Annotated in this window: 12 protein-coding genes; all 12 read left to right on the top strand. The window is 31.9% G+C overall.

Annotated elements, in window-relative coordinates; all coding sequences use genetic code 11:
* Positions 1–27: 27 nt before the first annotated feature.
* The 12 genes from MJQ71_RS06570 to MJQ71_RS06625 all read left to right on the top strand — a co-directional run bounded on the left by MJQ71_RS06570 (position 28) and on the right by MJQ71_RS06625 (position 12,194).
* Complete coding sequence (locus MJQ71_RS06570) at positions 28–1,125, top strand: hypothetical protein (protein ID WP_238805660.1); 1,098 nt, start codon at positions 28–30, stop codon at positions 1,123–1,125.
* Positions 1,126–1,176: 51 nt separating this feature from the next.
* The gene (locus MJQ71_RS06575) at positions 1,177–2,010 is read left to right on the top strand and encodes an ABC transporter permease (protein WP_238805667.1); all 834 of its coding nucleotides are present in this window, start codon (positions 1,177–1,179) and stop codon (positions 2,008–2,010) included.
* 120 nt (positions 2,011–2,130) lie between these two features.
* Positions 2,131–3,375: an ABC transporter ATP-binding protein gene (locus MJQ71_RS06580; RefSeq protein ID WP_238805668.1), complete on the top strand. Its 1,245-nt coding sequence runs from the start codon at positions 2,131–2,133 to the stop codon at positions 3,373–3,375.
* A 69-nt stretch (positions 3,376–3,444) separates the two neighbouring features.
* Positions 3,445–4,524: a DegT/DnrJ/EryC1/StrS family aminotransferase gene (locus MJQ71_RS06585; RefSeq protein WP_238805670.1), complete on the top strand. Its 1,080-nt coding sequence runs from the start codon at positions 3,445–3,447 to the stop codon at positions 4,522–4,524.
* 24 nt (positions 4,525–4,548) lie between these two features.
* Positions 4,549–5,529, top strand: coding sequence for a glycosyltransferase family 2 protein (locus MJQ71_RS06590; protein WP_238805672.1), 981 nt, complete (start codon positions 4,549–4,551; stop codon positions 5,527–5,529).
* A gap of 20 nt (positions 5,530–5,549) precedes the next feature.
* Entirely contained in the window at positions 5,550–6,656 is a 1,107-nt protein-coding gene (locus MJQ71_RS06595) for a glycosyltransferase family 4 protein (RefSeq protein ID WP_238805681.1), read from the top strand.
* Between the two features lie 42 nt (positions 6,657–6,698).
* Positions 6,699–7,277, top strand: coding sequence for a D-sedoheptulose 7-phosphate isomerase (gene lpcA / locus MJQ71_RS06600; RefSeq protein WP_238805683.1), 579 nt, complete (start codon positions 6,699–6,701; stop codon positions 7,275–7,277).
* 27 nt (positions 7,278–7,304) lie between these two features.
* Complete coding sequence (locus tag MJQ71_RS06605; RefSeq protein WP_238805684.1) at positions 7,305–8,477, top strand: glycosyltransferase family 4 protein; 1,173 nt, start codon at positions 7,305–7,307, stop codon at positions 8,475–8,477.
* Positions 8,478–8,489: 12 nt separating this feature from the next.
* The gene (locus MJQ71_RS06610; RefSeq protein ID WP_238805685.1) at positions 8,490–9,473 is read left to right on the top strand and encodes a glycosyltransferase; all 984 of its coding nucleotides are present in this window, start codon (positions 8,490–8,492) and stop codon (positions 9,471–9,473) included.
* Entirely contained in the window at positions 9,470–10,690 is a 1,221-nt protein-coding gene (locus MJQ71_RS06615) for a glycosyltransferase family 4 protein (RefSeq protein WP_238805687.1), read from the top strand. The genes MJQ71_RS06610 and MJQ71_RS06615 overlap by 4 nt, the downstream gene beginning before the upstream one ends.
* A gap of 51 nt (positions 10,691–10,741) precedes the next feature.
* Complete coding sequence (locus MJQ71_RS06620; RefSeq protein ID WP_238805688.1) at positions 10,742–11,647, top strand: hypothetical protein; 906 nt, start codon at positions 10,742–10,744, stop codon at positions 11,645–11,647.
* A gap of 124 nt (positions 11,648–11,771) precedes the next feature.
* On the top strand, positions 11,772–12,194 hold the full coding sequence (locus MJQ71_RS06625; RefSeq protein WP_238805689.1) for an STAS domain-containing protein: 423 nt from the start codon (positions 11,772–11,774) through the stop codon (positions 12,192–12,194).
* Positions 12,195–12,254 lie beyond the last annotated feature (60 nt).

The raw sequence follows: 12,254 nt of genomic DNA on the forward strand, positions 1-12,254 counted from the left end.
ACTAGCTTTCAATTGATTTAAGATAAAATGGCAGAATTTCAAACCATACAAGAAGAGCAAATTAGTACCAAAGATTTGTTTAAAAAGATAATTGGTATTTTTAAGCTTATAGGTAATGAATGGAGATTATTATTAATAAGTATCGCTTTAGGCACTTTATTGAGTATTATTCTTGATGTAAAAGAACTAAAAGATACTGAATACACAGGTGAAATTCAGTTTAACTTAGAGTCTGGTGGTGGCGGGCAAGCTGGATTTGGCGGATTAGGTGGGCTAGCAAATGCCTTCGGAATGGGTGGCATGGGCGGTGCTACTTCAAATGACTTGTTTAGCGGTGGAAACTTTGGCTTACTTGTCGCTTCAAAAGCTCTTTACGAAAAAGCATTGATGAAAGAGGTAATTGTTGGTGGCAAGAAAACTTTGTTTATAAATTTATACAAAGACAGCAGTGATATTGCTAAAAAAGAATGGGGAGGAGATTTGCTTCACGAACCAAATTTTAAAGCAATTGCCTATAAATTTAAACAAAAAAAACCAATCGATTTCACAAAAGAAGAAAATGTTATTTTGGCAACAATTTTTGAGAAATTACTTGCCCAAACACAGTTACAACCATTAGATAAAATGGGGTCTATTATGATTTTGTCGGCAACTACCAATAGTGAATTGCTCACAAAAGTATGGTTAGAAACTTTATTAAAGTCATTAGAGGAGTTTTATGTCGAGGTTAGAACTAGAAAAACTAGAGAAATTTACGACATACAAATGATTCGATTAAAAGAACTTGAAGGTAAGTTAAGTTCGACAGATAGACAATTAGCTAACGCTACTTTTCAGAGTATTAATGCCGTTGACCCAACAGCACCAATGAGAACTCAGCAACTAAATAGAAGCAATAATTATATTTCCACTCAATACTATAATCAATTGGCAGCCGTTGAACAATTAAAAATGGCTCTTATCAATCAAACACCATTGTTTACTGTTTTACAACCAGTAAGATTGCCACTTTTACAGAAAAATTATACAGTTGGTGGAAATACAAAAACAGGGGCTTTTTTAGGCTTCTTCCTATGTTTAGTATTTATTATTGTTAGAAAATCATATCAAGAACTGATGAGCTAAATTCAGAGTTTGATATTAAAAAAATCACTCCCCAAATAAGGGGTTTTATCAATGGAAAAGGGCAACGAAATTATTATAAAAGCTGGTAAATCAGCATTACATTATTGGCGTGAGGTTTGGAGACAAAGAGAGTTATTTTGGATTCTAGGCAAAAGAGATGTAATGGTTAGGTATAAGCAAACTGTGCTTGGTGTTGCATGGGGTGTTATTCGTCCATTACTCACAGCATTAGTTATGGTTTTTGCTTTTGGCAAAATTGCTAAACTTGAGCAAGGTTCTACTATTCCTTATATGTTGGTTGTTATTCCAGGAGTTATTATTTGGTTATTCTTTTCTCAATGTCTTTCACAAATTAGTAATAGCATTGTTGGAAATGGAAATTTGGTTTCAAAAGTGTATTTCCCAAGAATAATAATACCTTTTAGCTCACTGCTTGTCGGATTACTCGATGCTCTTATAGCCTTCGCAATGTTTTTTGTATTTTGCATATACTACCAGTTTTTACCTAATTGGCACATCATATTCGCTCCAATATTTTTATTTTTAGCTTATTTAGGTGCATTTGGAGCTGGCCTATTTGCGTCAGTTTTAAACGTAAAATACCGTGATGTAGCTCAAATCATACCATTTATTGTCCAATTTGGGTATTTTATTTCACCAGTTGCTTATTCTAGCGAAAGAGTAAAAGACGAATGGTGGTATCCAATTTATAATCTAAATCCTGTAGCTGGAACAATTGATGGACTAAGATGGTGTTTATTAGGTGATTATTCTCAGTTTAATTGGCAAAGTTTTTTTCCAATGCTCGTTTTTGTGATGGTTTCAGTACTTATTTCAATTTGGTTTTTCCGCAAAAATGAGAATTCATTTGTTGACCATATTTGATATTAAATAAATATTGAATCTATGATTTTTATTAGATTTAGTATCGCTCTGATTTACTATTTTTGCAATTAACTTCTACTATTAAAAGCCTAATTTAAAGGCTTTTAAAAAACAATATAAATGAAAGCAATTTCAATAGAAAATATTTCAAAAAAATACATTCTTAGTCACAAAAAGAAAAAATATCAAAACCTGAAAGAAAGTGTTTCTGGTTTTTTTGAAGAACTTTTTACCAACAAAGATGAAGAAGAAACAAAAGAAGTTTTCTGGGCTTTACGAAATGTAAGTTTCGATATTGAACAAGGAGACAGAATTGGAATTGTTGGTGCAAACGGTGCAGGGAAGTCAACTTTACTGAAAATTTTAAGCCGAATTACAGAACCGACGCACGGTGAAGTAAAGGTAAATGGACGGATGGCTAGTCTCTTAGAAGTGGGTACAGGATTTCATCCAGAACTTACTGGTAGAGAAAATATCTTTCTTAATGGAGCAATTCTTGGAATGCGACAAAATGAAATAAGAAGTCAATTTGATGAAATTGTAGATTTTGCAGGTATTGAAAAATTTCTTGATACTCCTGTAAAACGTTATTCATCAGGAATGTATGTACGTTTAGGATTTGCAATTGCAGCTCATTTAGAACCAGAAATTTTGATTGTTGATGAGGTTTTAGCTGTTGGGGACTCTGAATTTCAAAAGAAATGTCTAGGTAAAATGAAAGATGTTTCAAGCAGTGGACGAACTATTTTGTTTGTTAGTCATAATGTAACCGCAGTTCAAGGATTATGTAATAAAGCAGCTTTTCTTCAAAAAGGGAAGTTGGTTAAATATGGAGAAGTTGGAGACGTACTACATGATTACATGGCAAGTATTTCTAAATTTCAACTCCAACAACATTGGGATACACCAGAGGTAGCCCCAGGAAATGACCAAGTTAGAATTAAAAATATTGAAGTTGTTCCAGATTTTGTTAATGGAGGTAAAAATATTGATGTTCGAACTCCATTAAAAGTGAATTTTGAGTTTTGGAATATGCACGCATCTGCTCACCTAAATTTGAGTATGTTTTTGTATAACATGACAGGTGAATGTGTTTTTAACGTTGGAAGTCAAGCAAAAACCTTTTCAAACGGTTTGGTGAAAGGCGTACTCGAAATTCCAGGCAATTTTCTAAATGATGGTTCATATTACATTTCAGTTATGATTGTGAAAGATACTGCCGACCCAATTTTCTTTATGGAAGAAGCCATCAGTTTTGACGTTGCAGATTACCGAGAAGGAACTAATTGGTATGGAAAATGGCCTGGTGCGGTTCGTCCAATAAATATTCCGATTCAAACTTGGAAAGTTGATGGATTGCTTTAAATGCTCTCCAAATGAGTTAAATTTTCATAATTATTTTCTAAATTTTCGCCACAAAAGTGGCACGTTCAAGTGGCTATAAACGTAACAAAATCTTTTTTACCTCCTATTGAAGAATACCAAGAAATTATTAAGGGTATTTGGGAAAATACTTGGCTCACAAATAATGGGCCTCTGGTTAGAAAATTAGAAGGTCAACTAAAGGAATATTTAGACGTTGAAAACCTATTATTTGTAAGTAATGGTACAATTGCTATTCAAATTGCATTAAAAGCACTTAATATAACAGGAGAAATTATTACAACTCCTTTTTCCTACTGTGCAACCACTACGTCAATTCTTTGGGAAAATCTCCAACCAGTTTTTGTTGACATAGAGCCAAAAACCTACAATATAAATGCCGATTTGATTGAAGTAGCTATCACTGATAAAACTTCCGCAATTATGGCAACGCATGTTTATGGTCGCCCTTGTGAAGTAGAAAAAATCGAAGCTATAGCACAAAAACATAATTTAAAAGTAATTTATGATGGAGCTCATTGTTTTGGAGCAACATATAAAGGAAAATCACTTCTTTCATTTGGAGACATTACCACCTGCAGTTTTCATGCAACTAAAGTCTTTCACACAATTGAAGGCGGAAGCGTGGTCTGTAATAACATTGATTTATTAAAAAAATTAGAGCTTTATAGAAGTTTTGGACATAAAAATGATGACTATTATATGATGGGCATCAATGCAAAAAACTCTGAATTTCATGCAGCAATGGGGCTTTGTAATTTGCCAAAAGTTGGAAATATCATTGAAAACAGAAAAGTAATTTCTGAAAAATATGATTCCTTACTAAATTGGGAGAAATTAGAAAGACCAAGCAATGAAATTGCGGGTTTTACTTATAATTATTCGTATTATCCGATAGTTTTGGCATCAGAAGAAAAGCTAATCCAAGTAACAGATGCCCTAAAAAAAGAAGAAATTACACCAAGAAGATATTTCTATCCATCACTTAATCAACTCCCCTACTTAGATTTCTATAATCCTTGTCCAGTTTCTGAAAGTATCTCATCAAGGGCATTATCTTTGCCTCTTTATTATGATTTATCATTGGATGATGTTGAGAAAATTTCAGCAATTATCAATCAAAATCTTTAGTTTACCACTAAACATTTATTATCATTGGTTACAGTTTCCATCATAATCGTCAACTATCGTACGCCCGAATTAATTGTTGAATGTATCAAAACAATCAAACAATTTACGACCAAAGTTGACTACGAAATTATTGTAGTTGACAATGCTTCAAAAGCTGATGATGAAGGATACATTAAGTCTTTATTCCCTGCAACCCGCTGGTTATCAATGAATTATAACGCAGGATTTGCTCGTGCTAATAATGCTGGAATGAGAATTGCAAACGGTAAATATTTACTATTGCTCAATTCAGACACAAAGCTTTATGAAGATGTTATTGATAGATGTGTGGCAAGATTAGAAGCAAGACCAGACGTGATTGCGGGTGGTGCTTACCAAGTTTATCCAGATTTAACACCTCGAACGTTTTATCATACATTTACTTTTCGTCGTGATTTTTGGATTGTACCACCTAAATTTCGTAATATTCTAAACTCGCTCATTCAACAAAAAAAATACCAAGACCCAGAGCAAGTAGATTATATTGCGGCAGCTTTTTTAATGGTTAGAAAAGAAGGTTTTGAAAAAACTGGTGGTTTGGACGAAGAATTCTTTTTATATGGTGAAGACACAGAATGGGGTTACCGACTAAGCAAATTAGGCAAACTTTTGGTTTTCAAAGATTGCAATATTATTCATGAAGAATGGGGAAGTAAACCCGAACGCTACGAAGAAGCACAAAATTATACGTATTTCAATCGTTTTGACCAACAAATACAACTTTCTAACTTAGTCTGGATTAGAAAACAATATGGTGCATTTCATTTTTTTATGTTAATGCTCCATTATTGGTTTTGGGTTCCAACTTTTTATATGATGAAATTTGTGTCAAATTTGTTAGAAAAAAAATCACCGTTTGTACAATTAGAAAACCAAAAAAAGTTCGCTCAAACAATAGCAACCTTTTCGAATTATTTTTGGAAAATATTACTAAAAAAAGCTACTTTCTATAAATTAAGTAAATAATAATTCTTTCACCATTTGTTATGAGTCAGCGTTTAATTCTATTTATTACACCAACAGGTGGACGAACGGGTTCAGAAATGCTGCTTTGGTATTTGCTCAGTCGATTATCTGGCAAAATAAAAACGGCCATTTATAGCCGCCAAAATGGAGAACTTTTCGCAAAAGAATCTACTGCTGACTTAACTTTTATCAATAAAAGCAAAAAAGGGTTTATCTATAATATTTATGAAGGAATTTACCATAAAATTTTCAAAATCACTCCCGAAGAACAAAAATTAATAACTATTCAGAAAAAAATCAAAGCAGACAGATGGTATATTAATACTTTAACAATGCCTCAATTTGCTAAATTAGCGAAGCGTTTGCGGATTCCTTATGATATTCATGTACACGAATTAATTAGTGTTTACGACGAAATCAGGTATGATGATTTTAGGTTTCAATTTGATAATGCCGAAAGAATTATTTGTTGTTCGAGTATTGTTGAGCAACGAATTAAAGAAATGGGCTATCAAAACACCATTTTACTGCATTCATTCATTGACACAAAAAAAATACAAATCAAGCAGCCTGCTTTAAAAATTAGAGAAAAACTCAATATTCCAAGTAATGCATTTGTTTGGGTAATGTCAGGGTCGATGAATCTGCGTAAAGGCTATGATTTGGTGATTGATTTGTTTGAATTTCTACCCAAAAACACCTACATTGCTTGGCTTGGAGCTTGCAAAGAAACAGGTGTTTTGCATTATATTCGTCAAAGAACCAAGCTAGAAAATTTGAATTTCATTGAAATTGGCGAAAAATCAAAAGAATATTATGACTTTTTGAATATTGCAGATGGATTTTTACTAACTGCCAGAGAAGACCCTTTCCCCTTGGTAATGATTGAAGCAGCTTATCTTGAAAAACCAATTGTTGGCTTTAATTCAGGCGGGATTTCAGAATTTGTACAAGACGGAATGGGAGGTTTTGTAAATAGTTTTTATCAGAAAGATTTAGCTGAATTGATGGTAAAAGTTCAAAACAAAACCATAGAAGTTGATAAAAATGCCCTAAAAAATCGAGCTTTAACTTTCGATATTCAAACACAGATTTGTAAATGGGATAATATTTTTGAAGTAAAATAACTTCCTAAGTTTACCCAAAATTGGCAAACTTTATATCAAGATATGAATAATTACAACAGCATTTTAGTAGAACTTCAGGAGGCACAAAAAGTGTTAAATGATTTCATTTCGTCTTCAGAAAATATTGAAAAAATTGAGAAAGCTGCCGAATTAATGGCAAATGCACTCAAAACTGGCAATAAAATTATCTCATGCGGCAATGGTGGTTCACATTGTGATGCGATGCACTTTGCAGAAGAACTTTCAGGGCGTTATCGTGAAAATAGAAAAGCATTGGCTGCCATAGCCATTTCTGACCCAAGTCACATTTCCTGCACTGGGAATGACTATGGTTTCGATTATATTTTTTCAAGATTTATTGAAGGATTAGGCAATTCTGGCGATGTTTTATTAGGAATCAGCACCAGTGGAAATTCTAAAAATATTATTAACGCAACCCTTGCAGCCCGTGAAAAAGGGATGAAAGTTGTCATTTTTTCTGGAAAAGATGGTGGTAAATTAGCAGGAATGGCAGATGTAGAAATAAGAGTTCCTCACTTTGGATATGCTGATAGAATTCAAGAAATTCATATTAAAGTCATACACATCTTGATTATGTTGATAGAAAAAAAGGTTTTGTAAAATTAGTGTTCCCAATAATTTGAGCCAATGAAAATACTATTCATTAGTCACGATGCTAACCGAGCTGGAGCTCAATTGTTTTTGTTGAATATCATGAAATATCTTCAACAAAAAGGATTTGAGATGCATTTACTTTTGCTTGGAAATGGTAGTTTAGAACAAGCATTTAGGTCAATTTGCAATGTCCAAAAATTTCCAACACAGGAATTCAACCCTAATCAAAGCATTTATAAGAAAACATTTTCTAAAATTGTAGGGAATAAAGCGAAGAATGATGAACAAAAAAATAAAATTTTGTCCTCATTACAAACCAAAAATTTTGATTTGATCTATGCCAATACAATTGCGACTGCTTGGGTTTTGCCTGAGCTTTTAAATTTTGTTGCTGCACCTATTTTTTCACATATTCATGAACTTGAATTTTCGATTCAACTTTATTCTAAAAAAGAAGACCGAGAATTTCTTTTCGAGAAATCGAGTAAAATCATTGCTTGCTCAAACGCAGTTTCAGAAAATATCAACACAAACCATCAAGTTCCAATATCCAAAATCGATATTATTCATTCATTTGTAGATAACGAAAATGTTCTTTTAAGATGCTTAAGTACTGATAATGAGGCAATTAAGCAAAAATACAATTTACCATCAAGTTCATTTTTAATCGGTGGTTGTGGCAATGCTGAATGGCGTAAAGGAATTGACATTTTCATTCAAGTAGCCAATCAAATTACTAATTCTAGTAACGAAAATTGTCATTTTGTTTGGATTGGTGTAAAAAAAGAAGGTGAATATTACGAACAAATTTCCTACGATATAGAAAAAATTGGACTTAAAAATAAAGTTACTTTCATCGAACCAACGCCAGATGCCATTGAACTCATTTCTTGTTTAGATATTTTTACAATCGTTTCTCGAGAAGACCCATTTCCATTGGTTATGTTGGAAGCTGCTTTGGCTCAAAAAACAATGATTGGATTTGAAAACACAGGTGGATGTTCGGAATTTATTGAAGAAGATGCTGGAATACTTATTCCATATCTAAATACACAATTAATGGCAGGTAATATCATTAAATTATTCAAAAATCAATCTTTTGCCAAACAACTTGGCCAAAAAGCGAAAGAAAAGGTTTTGAAAAAATATAGTTTTGCAAATTCAATTATTAAAATTGAAGAGCTTTTAAAAAGTTTTTCGGTCTAAATTTCATTTAATATGACACTTGTTTTCACGATTTGTTCAGTCAACTATTTAGCTCAAGCACATACATTTGGAGATTCATTAAAAACACTAAATCCTGAATTTGAGTTTGTAATTGGTTTAGTGGATAAATTGGAAACAAAATCAATTGATAAAACAAAACTTCCTTGCTACACGCTTTTGGAAGTTGACAAAATAAATATACCTGATTTTGAAGAAATGTGTGACAGGTATAATATTACCGAACTAAATACAGCCGTAAAACCTTATTATTTCGATTATTTTTTAAAAAATAGACCAGAAATTACAAATATTATCTATTTCGACCCAGATATAATTATATTTGATAAACTCACACATTTGCAAGATAACTTAGAAAAATACAATATTGTCGTTACACCGCATATAACAACCCCATACAACGACAATTTGTGGCAAAGTGAAGAAGATTTGATAAATACTGGCATTTATAACTTTGGATTTGTTGGTTTAAAACGCTCTGTCGAAGCCCAAAAAATGATAAAATGGTGGTGCGAAAAGCTTCACAATGAATGTAAAATCGACTTGTGCAATGGACTTTTTGTTGACCAGCATTGGGCTGAATTTTTCCCCGTTTATTTTGATAAAGTATTTATTGATAAGCATTTAGGAAATAATGTTGCCTATTGGAATCTTCACGAAAGATTTTGTTCTTTTGAAAAAAATCAATGGCTAATAAATAAAACTCAACCTTTACAGTTTTTCCATTATAGTGGCTATTTAATTGCTAAACCAAACGAAGTATCAAAATACCAAAATCGAATAAATTTTGAAGAAAGGGTTGATATTATTCCTCTTTTTGAACTTTATAAAAATCGTTTATTAGCAAATAATGAACTTTATTGGAAAAACTTTAAATGTGATTATATCAAACCACCAAAAATAACACGTTTTGTAAGAGTACGAAAATATGCAAAACTTCCATTAGAAAAATTAGCTTCATTGATTGAGTCGTTATGAAAATTGCAATTTGGCACAATCTTCCAAGTGGTGGCGGAAGCAGGGCATTAAATTATCATCTGAATGGTTTACACCAACGCAGCCATCAAATAGAAATTTGGAGTAATTCTCCTGATGCTGACGGTTTTATGTCAATTCCATCTGATGTAAAAGTACATAAAATCCCTTTCAATAGAACCGAAAAACTCCCATTCAAAGACAAAATCAAGTCCTTTTTCTTTGAAAAAGACCAAAATATCTTAGCAATGGAAGAACATTGTAAAAGATGTGCTGATGAAATAAACCAAGGAAATTTTGATGTTTTATTTGCGAATAGTTGCTTTTTTTATGCAGTTCCTTTCATTGCAAAATATGTAAAAATTCCTAAAGTTTTATACCTCGGTGAACCATTTCGTTTTTTTTATGAATCACTTCCTCGCATCGTTTGGGAAGCCCAACAAGGAGCAAAAGGTAAACTTTTTCGAAGAAGTTATTGGCTGCCATTTATAAAAGATTTATGGATTGAAAGGAAAAATCGGGTACAATTAAGAGAAGAAAGACTTAATTATGAGTCTTTTGACAAAGTTTTGGTCAATTCAATTTATTCTGCTGAAAGCTGCTTAAAAGCTTATGGTTCACCAGCTGAAGTTTGTTATTTAGGCATCGATTCGACGATTTTTAAAGAAAATTCAATTTCAACTTCTGATTATGTAATTGGTTTAGGGAATTTTTATATCAATAAAAATCCCAAGTTAGCCATTGAATCAATTGCAAAAATGACAACAAAAAAACCTAAATTAATATGGGTTGCTAATATGTCGGATAAGAATTATGTCTCAGAAATGAGCTCTTTAGCCCATAATTTAGATGTAGAATTAGAAATCAAAACAATGGTATCTGACAAAGATTTGGTAAATCTTTTATCAAATGCCTTATGTATGATTTACACATCTCAACTTGAACCATTCGGATTTGCTCCACTAGAAGCCAATGCCTGCGGAACACCAGTGATTGCCTTGCAAGAAGGTGGCGTAAAAGAAACAATTATCCCAAATAAAAATGGGTTTTTGAGTGACAGAAACCCAAAGAAAATTGCCAATTATTTGGATATTTTGACCCAAAACAAGGATTTAAGGCAAGAAATGGGTAATTTTGCAGCAAGTTACGTTCGGCAAGAATGGACATTAGAAAAATGTACTGACAATATTGAAAATGCACTCAAAAGTGTTTTAAAATAAGTATTATTTCTCAAAAAATTATTTTAGAAAATCATTTTACATTTTACAAAATTGCCATCACTACCACTCATATTTACAGTTTGCCATATCAATCAATTGGCAAATGCTTTTGTTTTGGGAGATTCTATCAAGAAACACCACCCTGATTATCAATTCTTTATAGGATTAGTCGATAGCAAAAAGAATATTCCCGCTAAGATAAATTCTCCATATCCAATCATTGATATTGAAGAATTAAATCTTGATGGGTTTGCCGAAATGAGTAGAAAATATACTTGGGATGAGCTTTCAGCAGATTGTAAGCCTTTTTTTGCTCAATATTTTTTAGAAAAAAATAAAAATAAAATAATTTATTTCGATTGTACTTCAATTATTTATCAACCCATTTCGTTTTTATCAGAAATACTTGATAATCAATCAATTATATTAGTTCCTCAGCTTTTACATGCGGGTGTTCATCCTGATGAAAAACAAATTCTAAACACGGGTATATTCCATTCTGGATTTTTTGCCCTTAAACATTCAACTGAAGTTGTTAGTTTTTTAAATTGGTGGAAAGAAAATACCAAAACTAAGGGTTTCCATGATTTGTGTAAAGGACTAAATGCTGACCAACTTTGGCTTGAACATGTGCCAGCTATGTTTGAAAAGGTATCAATATTGAAAGAAGAAGGAATCAATATTGGATATTGGAATTTATCAGAAAGAAATATTTATTCTGATGAAAATAAAACTTTAATTGATGAAAAAAAGGTGATTTCTGTCAATTTTAAAGGTTTGAAATACTGGAAATCATACAAGAATTTAATTGAACAATATCAAGATACATTATTGAAAACGGTTAAGCCAAGTTATGGTATTCCAAACCCAAAAGACAAAACTTTTCAAAAAAATATTGCTAAAAATATTCGAGCTATCAATTATATTTTTGATTGGTTTCTTGATAAAATTTCTTAATAAAATTCAATAATTTGCATATTTAAAACAATATTAATTAAAATCACTAACCCAAAAAACCTTTTACCTTCGCTTAACTAAAATTTTAACTTAAATTTGCGAAGGAATAAAAAAAGATAATACCATGACGCATTCAGTTGAAAAAACCGAACACTACGCACTAATTCAATTAGATGAAAATAAATTCGATAAGTCAATTACTGCCGAATTTGAAAAATTAGTCGTTGTACTTTACCGTGAAGGCTTTACTAATATGGTCGTTGATTTTTCTAAAGTTATTGAAATTGATGACTCAGGACTTTCTCTTTTAAGAAAAGCCACAAAAGTTTGTAGAACCGAGCAAGGACTATTTATCGTTTGTACGAAAGATGATGATATTTTGGATTTAATTGATTCTGAAAAAATCCCTGAAATCGTTCTTTTACCAACAGTCGATGAAGGAATTGATGCCGTATTTATGAATGATTTAGAAAACGATTTTCGTGAAGAAAGTGATGATGAATTCGATTTAGGCGAAGAAAATGGCTTTACAGAAGGTAAATTTTAAAAAATATTTTGCGTTAAAAAGAGGATTTTAATCAATCCTCTTTTTAATAATTAGGCTTCT

The sequence above is a fragment of the Emticicia aquatica genome, assembly GCF_923079645.1.
GTDB classification, from domain to species: domain Bacteria; phylum Bacteroidota; class Bacteroidia; order Cytophagales; family Spirosomataceae; genus Emticicia; species Emticicia aquatica.